The 23,766-nt window shown below is 69.8% G+C and carries 21 protein-coding genes; 19 read left to right on the top strand and 2 right to left on the bottom strand.

Annotated features, from left to right (window positions below):
- Positions 1-17 precede the first annotated feature (17 nt).
- Complete coding sequence (gene pedF / locus M0L44_RS10530; protein ID WP_252769716.1) at positions 18-470, bottom strand: cytochrome c-550 PedF; 453 nt, start codon at positions 468-470, stop codon at positions 18-20.
- Between the two features lie 371 nt (positions 471-841).
- Here pedF and M0L44_RS10525 point away from each other — a divergent pair, with 371 nt between their 5' ends.
- From M0L44_RS10525 to M0L44_RS10460, 14 genes are all read left to right on the top strand, one after another.
- Complete coding sequence (locus M0L44_RS10525; RefSeq protein ID WP_252769674.1) at positions 842-3,025, top strand: sigma-54-dependent Fis family transcriptional regulator; 2,184 nt, start codon at positions 842-844, stop codon at positions 3,023-3,025.
- A gap of 297 nt (positions 3,026-3,322) precedes the next feature.
- A complete protein-coding gene (gene pqqA, locus M0L44_RS22045; protein ID WP_151123661.1) occupies positions 3,323-3,397 on the top strand; it encodes a pyrroloquinoline quinone precursor peptide PqqA in 75 nt (24 codons plus the stop codon).
- A gap of 87 nt (positions 3,398-3,484) precedes the next feature.
- The gene (gene pqqB / locus M0L44_RS10515) at positions 3,485-4,417 is read left to right on the top strand and encodes a pyrroloquinoline quinone biosynthesis protein PqqB (RefSeq protein WP_252769672.1); all 933 of its coding nucleotides are present in this window, start codon (positions 3,485-3,487) and stop codon (positions 4,415-4,417) included.
- 5 nt (positions 4,418-4,422) lie between these two features.
- Positions 4,423-5,181: a pyrroloquinoline-quinone synthase PqqC gene (gene pqqC, locus M0L44_RS10510; RefSeq protein ID WP_151123660.1), complete on the top strand. Its 759-nt coding sequence runs from the start codon at positions 4,423-4,425 to the stop codon at positions 5,179-5,181.
- Entirely contained in the window at positions 5,178-5,450 is a 273-nt protein-coding gene (gene pqqD / locus M0L44_RS10505; RefSeq protein WP_252769671.1) for a pyrroloquinoline quinone biosynthesis peptide chaperone PqqD, read from the top strand. The genes pqqC and pqqD overlap by 4 nt, the downstream gene beginning before the upstream one ends.
- A gap of 25 nt (positions 5,451-5,475) precedes the next feature.
- Positions 5,476-6,690 (top strand): pyrroloquinoline quinone biosynthesis protein PqqE, encoded by a 1,215-nt coding sequence (gene pqqE / locus M0L44_RS10500; protein ID WP_252769670.1) that lies wholly within the window; start codon positions 5,476-5,478, stop codon positions 6,688-6,690.
- The gene (locus tag M0L44_RS10495) at positions 6,684-7,400 is read left to right on the top strand and encodes an ATP-binding cassette domain-containing protein (RefSeq protein WP_252769669.1); all 717 of its coding nucleotides are present in this window, start codon (positions 6,684-6,686) and stop codon (positions 7,398-7,400) included. The genes pqqE and M0L44_RS10495 overlap by 7 nt, the downstream gene beginning before the upstream one ends.
- Before the next feature lie 47 nt (positions 7,401-7,447).
- Positions 7,448-8,320, top strand: a complete 873-nt coding sequence (locus M0L44_RS10490) for an ABC transporter permease (protein WP_252769668.1) — start codon at positions 7,448-7,450, stop codon at positions 8,318-8,320.
- Positions 8,321-8,337: 17 nt separating this feature from the next.
- A complete protein-coding gene (locus M0L44_RS10485; protein WP_252769667.1) occupies positions 8,338-10,482 on the top strand; it encodes a 4Fe-4S binding protein in 2,145 nt (714 codons plus the stop codon).
- A gap of 20 nt (positions 10,483-10,502) precedes the next feature.
- The gene (locus tag M0L44_RS10480; RefSeq protein WP_252769666.1) at positions 10,503-11,501 is read left to right on the top strand and encodes an FAD:protein FMN transferase; all 999 of its coding nucleotides are present in this window, start codon (positions 10,503-10,505) and stop codon (positions 11,499-11,501) included.
- A 226-nt stretch (positions 11,502-11,727) separates the two neighbouring features.
- The gene (locus M0L44_RS10475) at positions 11,728-13,476 is read left to right on the top strand and encodes a PQQ-dependent methanol/ethanol family dehydrogenase (RefSeq protein ID WP_252769665.1); all 1,749 of its coding nucleotides are present in this window, start codon (positions 11,728-11,730) and stop codon (positions 13,474-13,476) included.
- Positions 13,477-13,571: 95 nt separating this feature from the next.
- Positions 13,572-13,904, top strand: coding sequence for a high-potential iron-sulfur protein (locus M0L44_RS10470; RefSeq protein ID WP_252769664.1), 333 nt, complete (start codon positions 13,572-13,574; stop codon positions 13,902-13,904).
- 48 nt (positions 13,905-13,952) lie between these two features.
- On the top strand, positions 13,953-14,699 hold the full coding sequence (locus tag M0L44_RS10465) for an AzlC family ABC transporter permease (protein ID WP_252769663.1): 747 nt from the start codon (positions 13,953-13,955) through the stop codon (positions 14,697-14,699).
- Positions 14,699-15,034, top strand: a complete 336-nt coding sequence (locus M0L44_RS10460) for an AzlD domain-containing protein (RefSeq protein ID WP_252769662.1) — start codon at positions 14,699-14,701, stop codon at positions 15,032-15,034. Before M0L44_RS10465 ends, M0L44_RS10460 begins: the two co-directional genes overlap by 1 nt.
- Here M0L44_RS10460 and M0L44_RS10455 read toward each other — a convergent pair whose 3' ends face one another.
- On the bottom strand, positions 15,035-15,994 hold the full coding sequence (locus tag M0L44_RS10455) for a PfkB family carbohydrate kinase (RefSeq protein ID WP_252769661.1): 960 nt from the start codon (positions 15,992-15,994) through the stop codon (positions 15,035-15,037).
- Positions 15,995-16,109: 115 nt separating this feature from the next.
- Here M0L44_RS10455 and M0L44_RS10450 point away from each other — a divergent pair, with 115 nt between their 5' ends.
- The 5 genes from M0L44_RS10450 (at position 16,110) to fba (ending at position 23,762) form a co-directional block, all read left to right on the top strand.
- Positions 16,110-17,303, top strand: coding sequence for a phosphoglycerate kinase (locus tag M0L44_RS10450; protein ID WP_252769660.1), 1,194 nt, complete (start codon positions 16,110-16,112; stop codon positions 17,301-17,303).
- An 86-nt stretch (positions 17,304-17,389) separates the two neighbouring features.
- The gene (locus M0L44_RS10445; RefSeq protein WP_252769659.1) at positions 17,390-18,523 is read left to right on the top strand and encodes a cellulase family glycosylhydrolase; all 1,134 of its coding nucleotides are present in this window, start codon (positions 17,390-17,392) and stop codon (positions 18,521-18,523) included.
- 190 nt (positions 18,524-18,713) lie between these two features.
- On the top strand, positions 18,714-21,032 hold the full coding sequence (locus M0L44_RS10440; RefSeq protein ID WP_252769658.1) for an NADP-dependent malic enzyme: 2,319 nt from the start codon (positions 18,714-18,716) through the stop codon (positions 21,030-21,032).
- Between the two features lie 91 nt (positions 21,033-21,123).
- Complete coding sequence (pyk, locus tag M0L44_RS10435) at positions 21,124-22,554, top strand: pyruvate kinase (protein ID WP_252769657.1); 1,431 nt, start codon at positions 21,124-21,126, stop codon at positions 22,552-22,554.
- Between the two features lie 143 nt (positions 22,555-22,697).
- Complete coding sequence (fba, locus tag M0L44_RS10430) at positions 22,698-23,762, top strand: class II fructose-bisphosphate aldolase (protein ID WP_252769656.1); 1,065 nt, start codon at positions 22,698-22,700, stop codon at positions 23,760-23,762.
- Positions 23,763-23,766: the final 4 nt, after the last annotated feature.

The following is a 23,766-nucleotide window of genomic DNA, read 5'->3' as shown; positions in this document are numbered from 1 at the left end:
CTGGACCTCCGGCCCGCTCAGGGCATGGGCTTTTCGCGGCGGGTTTCGAGGTAGGACTTGATGGTCCACAGGGCCTCTTGACTCAGCACGCCTTCGAACGGCGGCATGTAGACCGCGCCGTTGCGGGTGCGCCCATGGCGGACGGTGGTGATGAAGTACTCGTCCATCTCGGTCTTGCAGGCCTTGCGCTGGTCGGCGTCGGGCATGCCCACGCAGTCGTTGTCCAGGCGGCGCAGGTCGGGGGCGATGCCGCCGGAGATGGCCTCCAGGCCGTGGCAGCGGGCGCAGTTCTGGTTGAAGCCCGAGGTGCCGATCTTGATGGCCAGCTCGTTGCCGCTGAACGGATTCTCGGTGCGCCAGCCCTCGCCCAGGTTGGGCAGGCCAGTGGTGTCGATGGGTTGGGGCGTCACGTCGCCATGGGCCCAGGCGGCCAGGCCGGCAGCGCCCAGGCTGCACAGCAGCGCGCCCATGCGTGCCCAGCGTGCCAAGGGATGGAGTCGGTTGCGGGAAACGGTCGAGGTCATGTGGCTTGTCTCCTGTTGTCGATGTCGGGGTACCGTGCCCTGAGCGAAGGCAAACCATGTGCCATGGCCAAATGCTTCACGCAGGAACAGTTGTTGCACCGATTCCCACCGACCCAGGCATCTGCTTCAATACCTCTGCCACTGAGCGTGGCGCAGGCATGGGCGGTGCGGTCAAGCACCTGTCGGACAGGTCTCTGAAAGCCATCAGAACCTGTTGCAGGAATGAACAGTTCCGCGCTCCTGGAGGACAGATCCTCTCAGGGTTGACCCGGGACAAGACGGAGACAAGCCCGCGTGCGGGCGGCAGGAGAACACACATGACCATGTCGACGGGCAATGCCCCGGCCGGAGACCGGACGGGCGCTTTCGCGGGGGGCTGGACGGCCCCGGTGGCCATGCCGCAGGACCTGGCCCAGGCCCACCTGGAGCGCATCGAGCAGTCCCATCTGCGCTGTGCGGCCCTGGGGCTGTCCCGGGTGGAGCGGCCCGACTACGAGCCCATGCTGCGCGGTGACCTGAACCTGGCCCAGGAGCGCAACCTGCGCCTGTTCAGCCGTGCCGCCCCGGTGATGGAACTGCTGCTCGAGCAGATCGTCAACACCGACAGCATGATCGTGCTGACCGATGCGCAAGGCACCATCCTGCACACGGTGGGCGACGACAGCTTCATGGCCCGGGCCAACAAGGTGGCCCTGTCTCCGGGCGTGAACTGGGCCGAGCAGTCCAAGGGCACGAACGCGGTGGGCACGGCGCTGGTGGAGGAGCGGCCCACGCTGGTCCATGCCGCCGAGCACTTCATGCACATCAACAGCTTCCTGACCTGCTCGGCCGCACCCATCTTCGACCCGCGGGGCAACATCCTGGGCGTGCTGGACGTCAGCGGGGATCAGCGCACCTACCACCAGCACACCATGGGTCTGGTGCGCATGTCGGCCCGCATGATCGAGAACCACTGGCTGACCGATGACAGCGGAGACCGGGTGCGGCTGCATTTCCACATCCGGCCCGAGTTCATCGGCACCCTGCTCGAGGGCATTCTGGTGGTGGGGGCCGATGGCCGCATCCAGGGGGCCAACCGGGCCGCGCTGGATCTGCTGGACATGAGCAGCGCCTCGGTGCGCCTGCACACCCTGGACAGCCTCTTCAACATCAACCTGGGCGTGCTGGTGGACCACCTGCGGGCCCCGCTGGCGCAGCCCATGCGCCTGCAGCTGCCCAACGGCCGCCTGCTGCATGCCAGCCCCCGCGTCACCGGCGCGCTGCAGCGCCTGACGGGCCTGGCCGAGCCCTTGCCCATGGCGGTCCCGCCCCAGGCGATGGAGTCGTCGGTCGAGCGCCAGGCCGTTGCCGCCGGGCTCGACGAACGGGCCCGAATGGAGGCCGGCGCCAACGAGGCCCGGCTCTCCGGCCTGCACTACCTGGCCACCGGCGACGCGCAGATCGAATCGGTGGTGCGCAAGGTGCAGCGCATCCTCAACCGGGACATCCCGCTGATGATCCTGGGCGAGACCGGCACCGGCAAGGAGTTGCTGGCGCGCGCCGTCCACCAGGACTCGCACCGTGCCAAGCAGCCCTTCGTGGCGGTCAACTGCGCCTCCATTCCCGAGACACTGATCGAGGCTGAGCTGTTCGGCTACGAAGAGGGGGCCTTCACCGGCGCGCGCCGCAAGGGGGCCACGGGCCGCATCCTGCAGGCCAACGGCGGCACCCTGTTCCTCGATGAAATCGGTGACATGCCGCTGGGCCTGCAGGCCCACCTGCTGCGCGTGCTGCAGGAGCGCTGCGTCACGCCGCTGGGCAGCCAGAAGTCCATCCCGGTGGACATCTCGGTGGTCAGCGCCACCCACCGCGACCTGCGCGGCATGATCGAGCAGGGCAAGTTCCGCGAGGATCTCTACTACCGCCTCAACGGCCTGGTGGTCCGCCTGCCGGCCCTGCGTGACCGCAGCGACCTTGCGGTGGTGGCCCGGCGCATTCTGAGCACGCTGGGCGTGGGCGGCGACCTGCAGATCAGCCCGGCGGTGATGGCGCTCTTCCTGCGCTACCAATGGCCCGGCAATGTGCGCCAGCTGGCCACGGTGCTGCGCACGGCCGCGGTGATGGCGGCCGGCGAGCCGCAGATCACCGAACAGCACCTGTCGGACGATTTCCTCGACGACGTGCGGCGGCAGACGCCGCCGGCCAGTTCGGCGCAGGAGCCATCCTGGCTGGTGCCGGCGCCGCCGCCCGCGTCGGCCTATGCCGGCTCCGGCATCTCGGAGCCGGTCCCGGCCTGGGGGGCTGCTGCGGCGCCTGCGGCGCGCATGCCGCAGCCCGCTGCGGCACAGACGGCGGCCGAGGCGCCGACCCCTGCGGGGCCGCGCACCCTGGGTGAGGCCGAGATCGACCTGATCCGCGCCGCGGTCGAGGCTGCGCAGGGCAACATCTCCCTGGCCTCCAAGCAGCTGGGCATCAGCCGCAACACCATCTACCGCAAGCTGCGCTGGGCCCAGAAGCCCTGAGCAATCTGCCGGCACGGGACAACCCTGTGCCAGCAACGCCGGCCTGTCACCCGGCTGTCCCACCCTGGTACAGCCTGGACAGATACCCCGCCGGGAGGCGGGGGCCGGCATCTTGTCCGGCATGCAGGCAAACCCGGGGCGTCCAGACGTCCTGGTGGACGAAGCGGGCTGTGGGCTCGGGATGAACCCCTAAGCCCGCCGCAATCTCGGCAAGGGGGCATGGGCTTTGCAAAAGGGAAGGTGTCCGGCGCGGGATGGGCCCGCACCGGAACAAGACCGACCCTGATGGAGACAACCATGACCTGGACCACCCCCGCCTATCAAGACCTGCGTTTCGGCTTCGAGATCACGATGTACATCGCCGCGCGCTGAGCGCAGGCCTGTTCCCGGGGGCGGCTGCCAGGGTCTGCTGACGGCCACTGCAGCCCCCCACCTTCCGAATCTCTCCGGTGTCTTCCCATGAAAATCCTTGTGCTCGGCTCCGGCGCGGGTGGCGGCTTCCCGCAGTGGAACTGCAACTGCGCCCTGTGTGCCGGCCAGCGGCAGGGCCAGATCAGCGCCCAGGCCCGCACCCAGAGCTCCATCGCCGTCTCGCCTGACGGCGAGCGCTGGGTGTTGCTCAACGCTTCCCCGGACATCGGCACCCAGATCCGCCAGCATCCTCAGCTGCACCCGCGCCACGGGCTGCGCCACACCCCCATCGAGGCGGTGGTGCTGATGGATGCGCAGATCGACCACGTCACCGGCCTGCTGGGCCTGCGCGAAGGCCCGCGCATCAACCTCTACGCCACGCCCTGCGTGTTCGAGGACCTGACCACCGGCCTGCCCCTGCTCAATGTGCTGGAGCATTACTGCGGCACCCGCTGGCACATGGTGCCCGTGGGCGCCGAGCAGCAGAGCGCCGAATTCGAGATCCCCGGCTTCGAGGACCTGTCCTTCACCGCCGTGGCCATTCCCGGCAAGGCACCGCCGTATTCGCCGCACCGCCGCGAGCAGGTGGTGGGCGACAACATCGCCCTGCTGATCGAGGATCGGCGCGATGGCCAGACCCTGTTCTATTCCCCCGGCCTGGCCGAGGTGGGCGAGCTGGAGCTGGGCTGGATGCGCCGGGCCGATTGCCTGATGGTGGACGGCACCTTCTGGCGCGAGGACGAGATGCAGGCCGCCGGCCTGAGCAGCAAGCCCGCCGCCGAAATGGGGCACCTGCCGCAGACCGGCCGACCCGGGTGCCCCGGCATGCTGGAAGTGCTGCAGACCACCCTGGCGCGCCGCAAGGTGCTCATCCACATCAACAACAGCAACCCCATCCTGGACGAAGGCAGCGCGCAGCGCGCCCTGCTGACCGCCAGCGGTGTCGAGGTGGCCTACGACGGCATGGAGATCACGCTGTGAACGCCCTGGTTTTTGACAGCGCCCCCCCCGCATTCGACGAACGCGCCCCCTGGGCCTGGACCGAGTTCGAAGCCCGGCTGCGCGCGCGTGAATCGCGCTACCACATCCACCACCCCTTCAACGGCCGGCTCAACCGCGGCGAGCTGGCGCCCTTCCAGGTGCGCGGCTGGGTGGCCAACCGCTTCTACTACCAGGTCCGCATCCCGCAGAAGGACGCGGCCGTGCTGGCCCACTGCCCGGACCGCGAGGAACGTCGCCGCTGGCTCGAGCGCATCCTGGACCACGACGGCCGGGGCGACTACGAGGGCAGCAACGCCGGCGGCATCGAGGCCTGGAGCCGCCTGGGCGAGGCCACCGGCCTGGCCCGCGAGGACCTCTGGAGCCACCGGCATGTGCAGCCCGGCGTGCGCTTCGCGGTCGATGCCTATGTCAACTTCGCCGCCCAGTCGCCCTGGGAAGAGGCGGCCATCTCCTCGCTGACCGAGATGTTCGCGCCCCGCATCCACGCCGACCGCCTGGCCGGCTGGCCCTCGCTGTATCCCTGGATCCAGCCCGAAGGCCTGGGCTACTTCCGCAGCCGAATCCCGCTGGCCACGCGCGACGTGGAGCACGGCCTGGAAGTGGCGCGCCGCTGGTGCAGCACCCGCGCGCGCCAGGAGCGGGCCCTGGAGATTCTGGACTTCAAGCTCGATGTGCTGTGGTGCATGCTCGACGCGATCGAGCGCGCCTACCCCGACGACCTGCCCGAGGAGCGCCGCCCATGAACCCCGCCCTGCCGCTGTCGGTCTCGCCCCGCATCGCACCGCTGTTCCGTCTGCAGTACGAGGCGGCCCAGGAAGCCTGGGTGCTGCTCTACCCCGAGGGCATGGTGCGGCTCAACACGCCGGCGGCCGAGATCCTGCGCCGCTGCGACGGCCAGCGCGACGTGGCGGCCATCATCGCCGACCTGGAGCAGTGCTTCCAGCAGAGCGGGCTGTCGGACGACGTGCAGGCCTTTCTGGGCCAGGCCGGCGAGCGCGGCTGGCTGGTCTGAACGCAGCCTGCTGCAGGACACCGAGATGGCACCCTTCCCACCCGCTGCCCAGGCCTCGGTCAAGCCGCCGTTCTGGCTGCTGGCCGAGCTGACCTACCGCTGCCCGCTGCACTGCGCCTTTTGCTCCAATCCGGTGGACTACGCCCGCCACGACCAGGAGCTCGACACCGCCACCTGGAAGCGCGTGCTGGCCGAGGCCCGTGCCATGGGCGCGGTGCAGCTGGGCTTCTCCGGCGGCGAGCCCCTGCTGCGCGAGGACCTGGAAGAGCTGGTGGCCCACGCCCACGGCCTGGGCTTCTACACCAACCTCATCACCTCCGGCATCGGCCTGACCGAGGCCCGTGCCCGCGCCCTGAAGGAGGCGGGGCTGGACCACATCCAGCTGTCCTTCCAGGACTCCACCCGCGAGCTCAACGACTTCATCAGCTCCACCCGCACTTTCGAGCTCAAGAACAAGGTGGCCGGCATCATCAAGTCGCTGGGCTACCCCATGGTGCTCAACTGCGTGATGCACCGCTTCAACCTGCCGCATGTGGGCCGCATCATCGAGATGGCCGAGCGCATGGGTGCGGACTACCTGGAGCTGGCCAACACCCAGTACTACGGCTGGGCCTGGCTCAACCGCGAGGCCCTGATGCCCACGCGAGACGAACTGCGCGACGCCGAAGCCATGGTCATGGCCTACCGCGAACGCGGGGTCTCGCGCATGAAGGTGCTGTGGGTGTCGCCCGACTACGCCGATGCCAAGCCCAAGCCCTGCATGGCCGGCTGGGGGGCGGTCTTCCTGGTGGTGGCGCCCGATGGCGTGGCGCTGCCCTGCCACAGCGCGCGCATGCTGCCGGGCCTGGACTTTCCCAACCTGCGTGACACCCCGGTGCGCGAGGCCTGGGTCGAGAGTGCGGCCTTCAACGCCTACCGCGGCCAGGGCTGGATGGACCCCACCTGTGCCGGCTGTGACGATCGCCACACCGACCTGGGCGGCTGCCGCTGCCAGGCCTTCCTGGTGACGGGCAACGCCGCGGCCACCGACCCGGTTTGCCCCAAGAGCCCGGCGCGTGGCCTGATCGACGCGGTGCTGGACGGGGCCCGCCACCGTGCCGAGCCGGCCAGTGCACCGCTGCGCTTCGTGCCCGGCGCGGCCAAGGCGGGCGGGCTGGTCTTCCGGGGCGATGCGGCGTCGCTGGCGCTCAGTGCCGACGGCCTGTCGGACCTGGCCTCCGCGCCGGCGGCCGCATGCTGAGCGTGCGCGGCCTGACCCAGCGCTATGGCGCGCTGGTGGCGCTGGATGACCTGAACCTGGACATCGCGCCGGGCAGCTTCACCGCGCTGCTGGGCCCCAACGGCGCTGGCAAGAGCACGCTGTTCCAGGTGCTCAGCGGCCTGTACGCGGCCGACGAGGGCGAGGTGACGGTGGCCGGCTGCTCCCTGGCCCGCCAGCCCTGTGCGGCCCTGGCCCGGCTGGGCGTGGTGTTCCAGCAGCCGTCCTTGGACCTGGACCTGACCGTGCGACGCAACCTGCGTTTTCACGCACGCCTGCAGGGGCTGCTGGCGGCCGACGCCGAGGCGGGTATTGCCGCGCTGGCCCAGCGCTTTCGCCTGACCGAGCAGCTGGATCTGCCGGCGCGAACCCTTTCTGGCGGCCAGCGCCGCAAGGTGGAGCTGGCGCGCGCCCTGCTGCACGGGCCCGCCCTGCTGCTGATGGACGAGGCCACCGTGGGCCTGGACCCACGCTCGCGCCAGGAGCTGCTGGCCGATCTGCAGGCCGGCGTGCGCGAGCAGGGCCTGACCGTGCTGTGGGCCACCCACCTGGTGGACGAGGCGGCCCAGGCCGACCGCGTGCTGGTGCTGCACCACGGCCACCTGCTGGCCGATGGCCCACCCGAGGTGGTCACCCAGCGGCTGGGCGGCCAGACCCTGGAAGCGGCCTTCCTCCGGGCCACTCAGCACTGAGTCGGCGCCGAACCTTCCCGTTGTTGCCCCCGTCCGCGGTTCCCCCCATGCGCTCACCCCATCCCGCCACCGTGCTCACGCCACCGCTGCGCCGCCGCGCGCCGCTGGCCCATGCCGCCGGCGCCATCGGGGCCATCGTCGGCCGGGAGTTGCAGCGCTTCGTGCAGCAGCGTGGCCGCCTGGTCTCGGCCCTGGTGCGGCCGCTGCTGTGGCTGGCGGTGTTTGCCGCGGGCTTCCGCCACGACCTGGGCGCCCAGCCCACCGCGCCCTATGGCGACGCCGTGCCCTACGACACCTATGTGCTGCCGGGCCTGATGGGCATGGTGATGCTCTTCAACGGCATGCAGTCCTCGCTGGCGCTGGTCTACGACCGCGAGATGGGCCTGATGCGCCTGCTGCTGACCGCGCCGCTGCCGCGCCCGCTGCTGCTGGGCGCGCGGCTGCTGGCCGCCGCGGTGCTGAGCCTGGTGCAGGTGGCGGCCTTTCTGGCGGTGGCGGCCGCCATGGGCACCACGCTGCCCTGGCATCCGCTGGCGGCCCTGGGCGGCCTGGTGGCGCTGCTGGTCAGTGCGCTGATGCTGGCCGCGCTGGGCCTGCTGTTGTCGGTCACGGTGCGCCAGCTGGAGAACTTCGCTGGCGCGATGAACTTCGTGATCTTCCCGCTGTACTTCCTGTCCACCGCGCTGTATCCGCTGTGGAAGCTGCAGTCCTCCGGCGCGCAGTGGGTGAGCCGGGTGGCCGAGCTCAACCCCTTCACCCACGCGGTCGAATGGATGCGCTTTGCCTTCCACGGCCAGTCGGCCGGGGCGTCGCCGTGGATCGTGCTGGGCACGCTGGTCGTCTGTTTCGCGCTGGCCTGCTGGGCCTACGACCCGCAGCGCGGTTTGGGGCGGGCCGGTGGCCGGGGGCTGGCGGGATGAGGGGAGAGCGGGTGATCGTGAGCCTGCTGCGCCGCCTGGGCGCCATCGCCCGCCACTGGGTGGCGGCCTGGGTGTCGGTGTGGCTGCTGCTGGCCAGCCTGCCGGGCTGGGCTGGCCAACTGGACGCCGCCGCGCTGCAGGCCCGTCTGCCGGCCCCGCTGGTGCTGGGCGAGCGCGATGCGCAGCTGCCGGTCTGGCCGGTGTTCCGGCCGGAGACCACCTCCCGCTCCCTGGCCGGCTATGTCTTCGAGTCGGTAGATTTCGCGGCGCTGCCGGGCTTCTCCGGCACGCCGGTGGACCTGCTGATCGTGCTGGACCCGCAGGGCCGCCTGGTCGATGTGCAGGTGGTGTCGCAGCATGAGCCGGTCTTCGTCGATGGCCTGGGGCCGGCACCGCTGCTGCACTTTGTCGAACAGTACAAGGGCCTGTCGTTGCGCCAGTCGGTGCGCATCGGTGGGCCGGGGCCGCGCGGCGTGCAGGCCACCAGCGCCAACGTCACCTTCGATGGCGTGGCCAAGGCCACCGCCTCGGTGCGCATCGTCAACCAGAGCGTGCTGTCGGCCGCCTTGCAGGTGGCCCGGGCCAAGATGGGCTGGGCCGGCGGGGCCGATCCGGCCAGCCTGGCCCGGGTGCGCGAGGACCGTTGGCAGCCGATGGATGCCGTCGCCCTGCAGCGCGCGGGCCTGCTCCGCGTGCTGACGGTGGGGGCGGCCGAGGGCGAGAAGGCCTTTGCCGGCAGCGGCGTGGAGCAATCGGTGCCGCCGGGCGCGCCGCCGCTGGCGGAAGTGGCGGTGGCCTGGCTGAGCGCGCCGCTGGTGGGCCGCAACCTGCTCAGCGAGGCCGGCTGGGACCACCTGAAGGGCCGGCTCGACCCGGGCGACCATGCCTTGCTGGTGGTGCCGCTGTCGGGCTACAGCTTCGTGGGCGACGACTTCACCCGCGGCGCCGTGCCCGACCGCCTGAATCTGCACCAGGGCGAGCTCTCGATCGAGCTGCGCGACCTGGACCTGGACGAGCCGCTGAAGCTGCCGCCCGGCTGGAACACGCGCGATGCCAAGGTGATGCGTGTCATCGGCGCGGCCGGCCTGGACCCGGGCCAGCCGCTGGACTTCGGTCTGCGGGTGGTGCGCGTCAAGGGTTCGGGCTTTGTCGAGAAGATCGCCCGCGACTTCACGCTGCGCTACAGCCTGCCCGAGGACCAGCTGATCCGCCCCGAGCCGCCGCAGGCGCCGTGGGTGGCGGCCTGGAAGAGCCGCTGGGTGGACCTGGCTGTGCTGGCGGTGGCGCTGGCCCTGCTCGGCGGCGCGCTGCTGCGGCCCTCGGTGTGGGTGAGCCGGCCACACTGGCTGCCGCGCGCGCGGGTGGGCTTCCTGCTCTTCACGCTGGGCTTCATCGGCTGGTGGGCGCAGGGGCAGCTCTCCATCGTCAACCTCACCGCCTTCATCCAGGCCCTGCGCGAAGGGCGCGGCCTGGGCTTCTTCCTGCTCGACCCGATGACGGTGGCGCTGTGGGCCGTGGTGGCGGTGAGCCTGGTGCTGTGGGGCCGTGGCACCTTCTGCGGCTGGCTGTGCCCCTTCGGCGCCTTCCAGGAGCTGGTGGCGATGCTGGGGCAACGCCTGGGCCTGAAGCCCCGGCGCCTGCGCATGGCCTGGGACCGGCGCCTCAAGCGCCTGAAGTACATCGTGCTGGCGGGGATCGTCGGCGTGGCCGCCGTGGCGCCGGTGCATGGGGCCTGGGTGGACCGGGTGGTGGAGTTCGAGCCCTTCAAGACGGCCATCACCCTGGGCTTCCAGCGCGCCTGGCCGGCGGTGGCCTGGGCGGTGGCGCTGCTGGCCCTGTCGCTCTTTCTCTACAAGGGCTTCTGCCGCTACCTGTGCCCGCTGGGCGCGGGCCTGGCCCTGCTGGGCCAGCTGCGCCGCTGGGACTGGATCGCCCGGCGCATGGAGTGCGGCACACCTTGCCAGACCTGCCGTCACCGCTGCCACTACCAGGCCATCGCGCCCGAGGGCACGGTGGACTACGCCGAGTGCTTCCAGTGCCTGGACTGCGTGGCCATCCACGACGACCCGGCCCGCTGCGCCCCGCTGATCGCCCAGGCGCGCCAGCGGGTGATCCCGATCCGCGCGTTGCCGGCCCAGCGGCCCGGCCGCGCCCCGGCCTGAAACCCCCCGCGAGGCTTGCCATGCGCCGACAACAGTTCCTTCGCTGCGCCCTGGCGACGCTGCTGGCCCCAGGGGCCGTGCCGGCCGCCCGCGCCGCGGCGTCCACCGAGCCCCTGCACTGGGACACCCGTTCGCTGGTGGGCTTCGGCACCACGCTGAGCTTGCAGGCCGCCCACACGGACCCCGCCCGCCTGCGCGAGGCGCTGGACGCCGCGGTGGCCCTGCTGCAGCGCCTGCACGAGCAGATGAACCTGTTCGACCCGGACAGTGCGCTCTCGCGCCTGAACCGCGACGGCCGGCTGGCCCGCCCGCCGGCCGAGCTGCTGGGTCTGCTGCGCCGCGCTCAGGAGATTTCGGCGCGCAGCGGTGGCAGTTTCGACGTCACGGTGCAGCCGCTGTGGGCCCTGTACGACCGCTGCCGCCAGGCCGGGCGACTGCCCACCACCGCCGAGCGTGAGACCGTCCGGGCCCAGGTGGGCTGGCGGGGGCTGCAGTTGGGCGAGGACGAGATCCGCCTGGCGCGGCCGGGCATGGGGGTCACGCTCAACGGCATCGCGCAGGGCCATGCGGCCGACCTGACGGCGCGGCTGCTCCAGCGCCACGGTGTGGTCCACGCCCTGGTCGATGCCGGTGAATGGGCAGCCCAGGGGCGCAACGCCAAGGGCCAACCCTGGACGCTGGCGGTGGCCGACCCGCGCCAGGCCGACGCCTGGGTGGACCGGGTGGGGCTGCAGGGCGCCTGCCTGGCCACCTCGGCGGACAACCCGAGCTGCTTCACGCCGGACTTCCGACACCACCACATCCTGGATCCGCGCACCGGCGATTCGCCGCCGGCCTTGGCCGAGGTCAGCGTGCTGGCGCGCGAGGGCGCGCTGGCCGATGCGCTGACCAAGGTCGTCTTCATGGCCGGGCCGCAAGGCGCCGCGACGGTGGCGCGGGACTGGGGGGTGGGGGTGATGACCATCGACAAAGCCGGTCGCCGCTGGTCCAGTGCGGGTTGGCCCGGGCTCGCGGCCTGAGCCGGCTGTCCCGCTGCGACGCGTCGACCTGGGACACCCTGTGTTCGAGCTTGTAGCAACCCAGGATCTGACGAACGGGGAAACCCGTGGAGTTACAGGCCCTTGCAGTCCCGCAAGGGCCCCGGAATCCGGCCCCGGCCATGGCACGGACATTGCGCTGTTTGACAGCGCTCAATCGCACCGCCAGTCCGGTCCACCGGACGGCGTCCACCCACGAGGAGACAACATGCGACCGACCCTCTTGAACTTGATGATGGCCATCGGCCTGGCTGCCGCCGCCACTTCCCACGCCGCTGGCGTGACCGATCAAATGATCGACACCGAGTCTTCGGCCTCGGGCAACGTGCTGAGCTGGGGCGGTACGCCGCAAGGCCAGCGCTTCTCGCCGCTCAACAAGATCAACACCGCCAACGTCAGCAAGCTCACCCCCGCGTGGGCTTTCTCCTTCGGTGGTGAAAAGCAGCGCGGCCAGGAATCCCAGCCGGTGATCTACAACGGCCGGATGTTCATCACCGGTTCGTACTCGCGCCTCTATGCGCTGGACGCGGCCACCGGCAAGAAGCTGTGGAAGTACGAGCACCGCCTGCCCGAAGGCATCATGCCCTGCTGCGACGTGGTCAACCGCGGCGCTGCGCTGTATGACGACCTGGTGATCTTCGCCACGCTGGACGCCCAGTTGGTGGCCCTGAAGCAGGACACCGGTGAGCTGGCCTGGAAGACCAAGATCGACGACTACGCGGCCGGCTACTCGGCCACCGCCGCCCCCATCATCGCCAACGGCCTGCTGCTGACCGGCGTGTCCGGCGGTGAGTTCGGCGTGGTCGGCCGCGTCGAAGCGCGTGACCCCAAGACCGGCAAGCTGGTCTGGACCCGCCCGACCGTCGAAGGCCACATGGGCTACATGTGGGACAAGGACGGCACCAAGAAGGAAAACGGCGTCTCCGGCACGACCAACCAGACCTGGCCGGGCGACCTGTGGAAGACCGGCGGCGCGGCCACCTGGCTGGGCGGCACCTACGACCCCAAGACCGGTCTGGCCTACTTCGGCACCGGCAACCCGGCCCCCTGGAACAGCCACCTGCGCAAGGGTGACAACCTGTTCTCCTGCTCCACCGTCGCCATCGACGTGAAGACCGGCAAGATCGTCTGGCACTACCAGGGCACGCCCAACGACAGCTGGGACTTCGACGGCGCCAACGAGTTCATCACCTTCGACCAGGATGGCAAGCGCCTGGGCGCCAAGGCCGACCGCAACGGCTTCTTCTACGTGCTCGATGCCACCACCGGCAAGCTGCAGAACGCCTTCCCCTTCGTCAAGAAGATCACCTGGGCTTCGGGCGTGGACCTGAAGACCGGTCGCCCGAACTTCGTGCCGGAAAACCGCCCGGGCGATCCGACGGGCAGCGCGGACGGCAAGAAGGGCAGCGAGGTGTTTGCGGCGCCGGGCTTCCTGGGTGGCAAGAACCAGATGCCGATGGCCTACAGCCCGCAGACCCACCTGTTCTACGTGCCGTCCAACGAGTGGGGCATGGAGATCTGGAACGAGCCGGTGGCCTACAAGAAGGGCGCGGCCTACCTGGGCGCGGGCTTCACCATCAAGCCGCTCAACGAGGACTACATCGGCGCGCTGCGCGCGGTGGACCCCAAGACCGGCAAGATCGTCTGGGAAGTCAAGGACAACGCCCCGCTGTGGGGTGGTGTGCTGACCACCGGGGGCAACCTGGTGTTCTGGGGCACGCCTGAGGGCTACCTGAAGGCCGCCGACGCCAAGACCGGCAAGGTGGTCTGGCAGTTCCAGACCGGTTCCGGCGTGGTGGCGCCTCCGGTCACCTGGCAGCAGAACGGCGAGCAGTACGTGGCCGTGGCCTCGGGCTGGGGTGGTGCCGTGCCGCTGTGGGGTGGCGAGGTGGCCAAGCGGGTCAACTTCCTGGAGCAGGGCGGCACCATGTGGGTGTTCAAGCTGCCCAAGAACTGACCTCTGTCCTGATCCTGACCCTTTGATGACCGGGGAGGGGACCGTGCGTCCCCTCCCCCCGCCGGATGGCCAGCCATCCGGCAGGAGCATGCAGCATGAACTCTTCCTTCTTCTCCCGTCGCGTCTTCATGATCCAGGCCCTGGGTGTGGCCGGTGCCGGCGCGGCCCTGTCCGAATCGGCCCTGGCCGCCCTGCCGGTCAAGCACCTCGAGGAAACCGACGAAACCGCGGTGGCCCTGGGCTACAAGCACGACACGACCAAGGTCGACAGCGCCAAGTTCCCCAAGCACCAGCCCTCGCAGCGTTGCGCGGACTGCGGCTTCTTCCAGGGCGCTGCCGGTGACGAATGGGCCGGCTGTGCCATGTTCGGCCGCAAACAGATCCACGCCAACGGCTGGTGCAACGCCTGGGTCAAGAAGCCCGCCTGATCCTCCCGCCGGTGACCGGGGCCAAGAGCCCTCGGCCACAATGGCGGCATGCATGACGACACCTCCGGGACCCTGCCACTGTGGCGGGATCCCGCGTTTGCCCGGGGCTTCCGGGAACTGGGCAGTGCCTCGCTGGGCATTGGCGCCTGGGGCCTGGTGACAGGCGTGGCCATGGTCAAGAGCGGCCTGGGTGTGCCGCTGTCGCTGGCCATGACCTTGCTGGTCTTTGCCGGCAGTGCCCAACTGGCGGCCCTGCCGCTGATCGTGCAGGGCGCGCCGATGTGGCTGGTCTGGGCCACCGCGGCCTGCGTCAATCTGCGCTTCGTGATCTTCAGTGCCGGCTGGCGGCCGTACTTCGGCCACCGGCCCTTCTGGCAGAAGGTGGCCCATGCCTACCTGGCGGGTGACCTGAACTACGTCCTGTTCATCAAGGCTTACCCCGATCCGGTGCCCCAAGCGGGCCAGTGGCCCTTCTTCTGGGGCGGTGCGGCCGTGAACTGGCTGGCCTGGCAGGGCTTCTCGGTGCTGGGCATCCTGTTGGCCAACCACATTCCCACCGAATGGGGTCTGGGTTTTGCCGGTACGCTGGCGCTGATGGGGCTGACCGGCACCCTGCTGGTGGACCGTGCCACCTGGGTGGCTGGTGCCGTGGCGGCCTGCGCGGCCCTGGCGGCTTATGCCTTGCCGCTCAAGCTCAACATCGTGGTGGCCATTGCCGCGGCGGTGGCTGTCGGCCTGGTGATGGACCACCTGGCCCCGGCCGGTCGCCTGCTGGCCCAGCGCAAGGACCTGTGATGAGCCCGCTGGAGACCTGGCTGACCCTGATCGGCATGACGGTGATCACCATCGTGACCCGCGGCTTCTTCTCGCTGCCGCGGCGCGACATCCCCATGCCCGGCTGGCTGCGCGATGCGCTGCGCTATGCGCCCCTGGCGGCGCTGATGGCCGTGGTGGCGCCCGAGGTGCTGATGGACCATGGCCAATTGCTCCACAGCTGGCAGGCACCGCGGCTGTGGGGCGCGCTGGCGGCCGCCGGCTGGTTCGCCTGGCGGCGCGACATCCTGGGCACCATCGTCTGCGGCACGGCCGTCATGCTGGTGCTGCACCTGGGCTTGGGCTGGGGCGGCTGATCAGCCCCCGGCGGCGTCGAGCTCGGCCCGGGTGGGCGGCTGGCAGCCGGCGCGGCTGCAGTTGAGGGCGGCGGCACGCAAGGCCCGCCGCAGGGTCTGTTCCACCTGGGGGCGGGTCGCCCCAACCGGGTCGGCCAGCCAGTCGGCGAGGCAGGTGCCCCAGAAGGTGTCCCCCGCGCCCACCGTGTCGACCACCTGCACGGCACAGGCCGGCAGGGCGGCACGGTCTCCCGCCACGGTCAGCCAGGCGCCCTGGGCGCCGAAGGTGAGGGCGCCCCGGCGGTGGCTGGGCCGCTGCAGGCGCGGCCACAGGGCCTCGGCCTCGTCCAGCCGGGGGGGCCGGGGGAGGTCCATCAGCACAGCCAGGTCCTCGTCGCTGGCCTTGACCCAATGCGCACGTGCCAGGGCCGCCCAGACGGCCGCGCGGTAGTCCGCCAGGTCGCCGGCCAGCTGCGGGCGCAGGTTGATGTCCAGGCTGATCGTCCAGCCGCGCTGGGCCAGTGCGTCCATCACCGCCAACGTGGCCGCGTGCTGCGGCGGCACCAGCATCAGCGAGCCGGTGTGCAGCACGCCGGGCGGGTGGTCCGCCAGCGCGGCCAGTACCGACGCGGGCGACCAGTCCCGGTCGGCAATGCCCTCGCGGTAGAAGCCGTAGCGGGTGGCTTCGCCTTCGAAGCTCACCACCGCCAGCGCGGTGGGCAGAGCGCTGACTGGGGAGCCAGGGAGGATGCCATCAGCCAGCGCCTGACGCCGCAGGGTCTGGCCGAAGGCGTCGGTGGAGAAGGGCGTCAGCCATCGCACGGCCCGGCCCTGGCGGGCGGCCGCGCGGGCCAGGTTGAAGGGGCTGCCGCCCATGCGGGGGCGCAGGCGGCCGTCGGGCTCGGCAAAGCAGTCCATCAGGCCCTCGCCCAGCACATGCAGGACGGGAGCGGACGGGGCGGCGGCAGGAGGGTGGGGCATGGTGAGCAGGGGGATCCAGCCTCAATATACGAGGCGGTGTTTGGCCTTCCTGGCCAGCGCAGCCAAAATAGCGGTTTCACCCAGGTTACCAACCCACGTCTTCCTCGATACCACCATGAACGTCATCCGTTTCGCCGATCTCGTCGCCCAAGGTCAAGTGGCGGGCCAGCGCGTGTTCATCCGCGCCGACCTGAACGTCCCGCTGGACGACGCAGGCCGCATCACCGAGGACACCCGCATCCGCGCCTCGGTGCCCTGCATCGAGCTGGCCCTGCAGGCCGGCGCTGCGGTGATGGTCACCTCCCACCTGGGTCGCCCGACCGAGGGCGCGTTCAAGCCCGAGGACTCGCTGGCCCCGGTGGCCGCGCGCCTGTCCGAGCTGCTGGGCCGCGAGGTGAAGCTGGTCGCGAACTGGGTCGACGGTGTGGACGTGGCCCCCGGCCAGGTCGTGCTGCTGGAGAACTGCCGCGTCAACGTCGGCGAGAAGAAGAACACCCCCGAGCTGGCGCAGAAGATGGCCGCCCTGTGCGACATCTACGTCAACGACGCCTTCGGCACCGCGCACCGCGCCGAGGGCACGACCTACGGCATCGCCGAGTACGCCAAGGTCGCCTGCGCCGGCCCGCTGCTGGCGGCCGAGATCGACGCCATCACCCAGGCCCTGGCCAACCCCAAGCGGCCTCTCATCGCCATCGTCGCGGGCTCCAAGGTCAGCACCAAGCTGACCATCCTGCAGAGCCTGTCGAGCAAGGTCGACGGCCTGATCGTCGGCGGTGGCATCGCCAACACCTTCCTGCTGGCCGCGGGCCTGAAGATCGGCAAGAGCCTGGCCGAGCCGGACCTGGTGGGCGAGGCCACCGCGGTGATCGAGGCCATGAAGGCCCGCGGCGCCGAGGTGCCCATCCCCGTGGACGTGGTTTGCGCCAAGACCTTCGCCGCCGATGCGCCGGCCACCGTCAAGGCGGCCAGCGAGGTGGCCGACGACGACCTGATTCTGGACATCGGCCCGAAGACGGCGGCCATCCTGGCCGACAAGCTCCAGGCCGCGGGCACCATCGTCTGGAACGGCCCGGTGGGCGTGTTCGAGTTCGACGCCTTCGCCCACGGCACCGAGACCATCGCCCGGGCCATCGCGGCCAGTGACGCCTTCAGCATCGCCGGCGGTGGCGACACCCTGGCGGCCATCGCCAAGTACGGCATCGAGCAGGACGTGGGCTACATCTCCACCGGCGGCGGCGCCTTCCTGGAGGTGCTGGAGGGCAAGACCCTGCCGGCCTTCGAGATCCTGGCCAAGCGCGCGGCCGGTTGACCCTGTGTCCCCCGGGGGCGGCGCATGTCTGCTCCCATGGGTGGAGTAACCTGCCGGCATTCTTCACGGAAACAGGATGGGTTGACATGCTGCCTGCCTTGAACCTCGGGAATCTGGGCCGGCGTCTGATCCAGAGGCTGCTGCCTCTCGTGCTGTTCGCGGCGGCCGGGGTCACCCTGGCCGCCGAGGCCCAACCCCCGGGGGCAGTGAGCGTTGCCGACGGCAAGCAGCTCTTGCGCGATTGCCGACCCTGGGTGCCGACGGGCCTGTCGTTCTACGGGCGCTTGATCCCTTCCCGCTGGGACAGCGATCCCGACACCCTGCAGGCCCGCGATTCCTTTGGGCAGGCCAACATGGATCTGGTGCGGCAGTTCGGGGGGGATGCAGTGCGCTATCAGATCGGCATGCCGTTCCTTGATCCCAAGTCGCACCAATACCGCCCCGACTACCTGGACGAAGTGGCGGCAGCGGTGCAGTTGGCGCGTCGCGATGGTTTCGTCGTGTTCCTGTCGATGCAATGGCAGGGGCGCACTCGCGTGCGAGCCGTTGAGACCATGCCTGGCGCATCCGCCCTGAGGGCCTGGCAGGCCATCGCGCCGCGCTTCAGCCGGGACCAGGGCGTGGTTTTCGAGCTGTTCAACGAACCAGCCAGCGTGACCCGGCCCGACCCGCAGACCTGGGAGCTCTGGCGGGCCGGGCACCAGGCGATCATCGACGCCCTGCGCTCGCAGGGGGTGCCGAATGTCCTGCTCGTGGAGGGCATCAACGGTGGTCGGCTGCTGGATGGGGCGCCGGATCTGAAGGATCCCCTGGGGCAGCTGATCTACGGTGTGCACCCGTACATGCGTCCCGATCTCAGCAATGCGGCGGGCTGGAACCGCTACTTCGGTGATTTCGCGCGTCGCCATGTCGTGGTCGCCACGGAATGGAGCCACTTCGACCGCATGTGCGGCAATGCCTCCCCAGGAGCGGTGCAGCAGCTGCTGGATTACCTGTCTCGATCGGGCATCGGCATGCTGGCCTACGGTGCCGAATCGCCGGACAGCCGTCTGGTGTCCCGTGATGCCCAAGGACGGATCGACCTGACCACCTTCGAGGGGCGGGCCTGCGAGGCGCCCAATGCCGGTCCCGGGCAGGACCTGAAGTCGATGTTCACGCGTCTGGGGCAGGCCTACCGCAGCGCACCGGTGGCCGCGGCCTGCCATCGCCCGTCCCCCTGAAACCGGGAACGGGGCCTGGCGGGGCCCGGGACGGCCCGCCATGAGTGCATGGCATTATGCAGATAATGCATGAGGCGCCAGGATTGCGCCGGAAACCGCTTCCATGGGAATAGATTGTGCGTCCGCTGTCGCGGGTGCCTTCGGCCATCGGGGTCGGCGGCATCCGCGCACCTTTTTGACGCCATCGTTCATGACCAAGCCTTCTCTTTCGCCTGCCGAACAAGCCCTGCGCGACGCTGCGCTGGAATACCACCGCAGCCCCACGCGCGGCAAGATCGCCGTCACGCCGACCAAGCCCCTGGCCAACCAGCGTGACCTGAGCCTGGCGTATTCCCCCGGTGTGGCCTATGCCTGCCTGGCGATCGAAGAGGACCCCTCGCTGGCGGCCGACTACACCTCGCGCGCCAACCTGGTGGGCGTGGTGACCAACGGCACCGCGGTGCTGGGCCTGGGCAACATCGGCCCGCTGGCCGGCAAGCCGGTGATGGAAGGCAAGGGCTGCCTGTTCAAGAAGTTCGCCGGTGTCGACGTGTTCGACATCGAGTTGGCCGAGCACGACCCCGACAAGCTGGTCGAGATCATCGCGGCGATGGAGCCCACGCTGGGTGGCATCAACCTCGAGGACATCAAGGCGCCCGAGTGCTTCTACATCGAGAAGAAGCTGCGCGAGCGCCTCTCGATCCCCGTCTTCCACGACGACCAGCACGGCACGGCCATCATCTCCAGCGCCGCCCTGCTCAACGGCCTGGAACTGGTGGGCAAGAAGATCGGCGAGGTCAAGCTGGCAGTCTCCGGCGCCGGTGCCGCCGCCATCGCCTGCCTGGACCTGATGGTCAGCCTGGGCGTGAAGACCGAGAACATCTTCGTCTGCGACTCCAAGGGCCTGATCCAGAGCGAGCGGGCCGACGCGCTGGCCGGCAAGCTCGATGCATCCAAGCAGCGCTTCTGTCAGAAGACCGCTGGCCGCACCCTGGCCGATGCGGCCAAGGATGCCGACGTCTTCCTGGGCTGCTCCACCGCTGGCGTGCTGACGGGCGAGATGGTCGCCACCATGGCGCGCGACCCGATCATCCTGGCGCTGGCCAACCCCGAGCCCGAGATCCGCCCGGAGATCGCCAAGGCCGCGCGTCCGGATTGCATCATCGCCACCGGCCGCTCGGACTATCCGAACCAGGTCAACAACGTCCTGTGCTTCCCGTACATCTTCCGCGGCGCGCTGGACTGCGGCGCCACCAAGATCACCGAGGCCATGAAGGTGGCCTGCGTGCACGAGATCGCCGCGTTGGCCAAGGCGGAGACCTCCGATGAGGTCGCGGCCGCCTATGCTGGCAAGGACCTTCGCTTTGGCCCGGACTACCTGATCCCCACGCCCTTCGACGCCCGCCTGATCCTGCGCATCGCGCCGGCAGTGGCGCGTGCGGCGGCCGAATCCGGCGTGGCCACCCGGCCCATCGCCGACCTGGACGCCTACCGTGTCAGCCTGAGCCAGTACGTCTACCAGACCGGCATGTTCATGCGCCCGGTCTTCGTGGCCGCCAAGGCCGCGCCGGCCCGGGTGGTCTACGCCGAGGGCGAGGACGAGCGCGTGCTGCGCGCGGTGCAGGAGGTCATCTACGAAGGCCTGGCCAAGCCCATCCTGATCGGCCGCCCGGCGGTCATCGCCATGCGCATCGAGCGCGCCGGCCTGCGCATGAAGGCCGGTGTGGACTTCGAGCTGGTCAACCCCGAGGACGATCCGCGCTTCCGCGAGTGCTGGGAGGCCTACCACCGCCTGCAGGCCCGCGACGGTGTCTCGCCCGATGCGGCCAAGGCGGCGGTTCGCCGCTCCAACACCCTGATCGCCAGCCTGCTGGTCAAGCTGGGGTACGCCGACGCCATGCTGTGCGGGTTGGTGGGCCGCTTCGACGCCCACTTCGACCACATCAGCGCGGTGATCGGCGCGCGCGCCGGCGTCTCGACGATGGCGACGATGAACGCGCTGATCATGGACCAGCAGACCCTGTTCATCACCGACACCTTCGTCAACGAGCTGCCCTCGGCCGAGGAGCTGGCCAGCATCGCCCTGATGGCCGCCGAAGAGGTGCAGCGCTTCGGCCTGCCGCCCAAGGTGGCCTTCCTGAGCCATTCGATGTTCGGCAGCTCCAACCGACCCAGCGCCAAGCGCATGCGTGCCGCGCGCGACCTGTTCGTCGCCCGCGCGCCGCAGATTGAGTGCGATGGCGAGATGCAGGGTGATGCGGCCCTGTCCGAGAGCGTGCGTGATGTGCGTCTGCCGGACTCGACGCTCCATGGCGCGGCCAACGTGCTGGTGATGCCCAACCTGGACGCCGCCAACATCCTGTTCAACGTGCTGAAGGTGTCTTCCGGCCACAACGTCACCGTGGGTCCCATCCTGCTGGGCGCGGCTGCGCCGGCCCACATCCTGACCCCGCAGGCCTCGATGCGCCGGGTGGTCAACATGACGGCCCTGGCCTCGGCCGACGTGGCCGCGGCGCGCGCCACGGCCTGAGGCTGCGCGCGGGGCGCGGGCTGCGGATAATCCGTGGACACGGCGCGGGCATGGGTGCCCGCTGCCGACACACCACAGGAGACTGCCGCCCATGCCCCGTGCCACCAAGATCGTCGCCACCCTCGGCCCCGCTTCCAGTGACCCGGTGGTCCTGGAGCGGCTCATCGCGGCCGGGGTGGACGTGGTCCGGCTGAACTTCAGCCACGGCAGCGCCCAGGACCACATCGACCGGGCCGCACTGGTGCGCGAGATCGCCACCCGCCTGGGCAAGCCGGTGGCCCTGATGGCCGACCTGCAAGGCCCCAAGATCCGTGTGGGCAAGTTCGCCCAGGGCAAGGTGATGCTGGAGCCCGGCGCGCCTTTCGTGCTGGATGCCGCGCGCGGCGAGCCCGGCGACGTGAACGGCGTGGGCCTGGACTACAAGGAGCTGCCGCGCGATGTGCGCCCCGGCGACGTGCTGCTGCTCAACGATGGCCTGATCGTGCTGACCGTGGAGCGGGTGCAGGACGAGCAGGTGCACACCGTGGTCGCCATCGGCGGTGAGCTGTCCAACAACAAAGGCATCAACAAGCAGGGCGGTGGACTCACGGCGCCGGCACTGACCGCCAAAGACATGGAGGACATCAAGACCGCGATGTCCTTCCAGTGCGATTACCTGGCCGTGAGCTTTCCCAAGAACGCCACCGACATGGAGATGGCGCGTCAGCTGGCCAATGTGGCTGGCGAGCCCTGGCGCCACAAGCCGGCCATGATCGCCAAGATCGAGCGCAGCGAGGCCATCCCCCAGCTGGAGGCCATTCTCAAGGCCAGCGACGGCATCATGGTGGCCCGCGGTGACCTGGCCGTCGAGGTGGGCAATGCCGCGGTGCCGGGCCTGCAGAAGAAGATGATCCGCATGGCCCGCGAGATGGACAAGGTCGCCATCACCGCCACGCAGATGATGGAGTCCATGATCCAGAACCCGGTGCCCACCCGGGCCGAGGTCTCGGACGTGGCCAATGCGGTGCTGGACGGCACCGACGCGGTGATGCTCAGCGCCGAGACCGCCGCCGGCCGCTACCCGGTGGAGACGGTGCAGCACATGGCCGCCATCGCCGAGGAGGCCGAGCGCACCGAGGACACCCGGCTGGACGCCCAGTTCAGCGATCGCATCTACGGCCGCATCGACCAGGCCATCGCGATGGGGGCGCTGTTCACCGCCTATCACCTGGGCTGCAAGGCCATCATCGCGCTGACCGAATCGGGCTCGACCCCGCTGTGGATGAGCCGGCACAACATCCACGTGCCCATCTACGGCCTGACCAGCCAGCCCGTGGCCCGCGGCCGCATGGCCCTGTACCGCAATGTGCGGGCGCTGCTGGTGCCCCGTTACACCGAGCGCGAGCAGGCCCTGGCCGAGGCCGAGAACCTGCTGGTGGCCAGCGGCGTGCTCAGGCCCGGGGACACCTATGCCATCACCTGCGGCGAGCCCATGGGCACACCAGGCGGCACCAACATGCTCAAGGTCTGCCGGGTGGGCTGAGGCGGACGGGGGTTCCGCTGGCCGGGATGCCCGCCGCTAGAATTCCGGGGAATTGCCCCGGTTACAGCGCGGTTTCATCCCGTCGCACCGGCCGGCCCCGCCGTCTTGTACCTTTCCTTTTTTCCTCTTCACCGGAGTCGACCATGCCTCTCGTTTCCATGCGCCAGTTGCTGGACCATGCCGCCGAACACGGCTATGGCATTCCTGCCTTCAACGTCAACAACCTGGAGCAGGTGCAGGCCGTGATGTCGGCGGCCGACGAGGTCGGCGCCCCGGTGATCCTGCAGGCCAGCGCGGGGGCCCGCAAGTACGCGGGTGAGCCCTTCATCAAGCACCTGATCCTGGCCGCCAGCGAGATGTACCCCCACATTCCCCTGGTGATGCACCAGGACCATGGCACCAGCCCCAAGGTCTGCGAAGGCGCCATCGGCCTGGGCTTCGGCTCGGTGATGATGGACGGCTCGCTGATGGAAGACGGCAAGACCCCGTCGTCCTTCGACTACAACGTCGACGTCACCCGCAAGGTGGTGGACATGGCCCACAAGGTCGGCGTCACCGTCGAGGGCGAACTGGGCTGCCTGGGCAACCTGGAAACCGGTGATGCCGGCGAGGAAGACGGCATCGGCGCGGTGGGTAAGCTGGACCACAGCCAGATGCTGACCGACCCGGAAGAGGCCGCCACCTTCGTCAAGGCCACGCAGCTGGACGCCCTGGCCATTGCCATCGGCACCAGCCACGGCGCCTACAAGTTCTCGCGCAAGCCCACGGGGGACATTCTGGCCATCTCGCGCGTGAAGGAAATCCACGCCCGCATCCCCAACACCCACCTGGTGATGCACGGCTCCTCGTCGGTGCCGCAGGAGTTGTTGGCCATCATCAACCAGTACGGCGGCAAGATGAAGGAAACCTACGGCGTGCCGGTCGAGGAGATCCAGGAAGCCATCAAGTACGGCGTGCGCAAGATCAACATCGACACCGACATCCGTCTGGCGATGACCGGTGCGGTGCGCAAGTTCCTGGCCGAGAACCCCGACAAGTTTGACGCCCGCGAGTGGCTCAAGCCCGCCCGCGAGGCGGCCAAGCAGGTCTGCAAGCAGCGCTACCTGGAGTTTGGCTGCGAAGGCCAGGGCAGCAAGATCCAGGGCGTGGCGCTGGACGCCATGGCCACCCGCTATGCCAGCGGTGCGCTGGCCCAGCAGGTGCTCTGAGCCC

The sequence above is a fragment of the Ideonella oryzae genome (assembly GCF_024055665.1).
Classification (GTDB): Bacteria; Pseudomonadota; Gammaproteobacteria; order Burkholderiales; family Burkholderiaceae_C; genus Ideonella; species Ideonella oryzae.
This window is presented reverse-complemented; position numbering and strand designations above follow the sequence as displayed.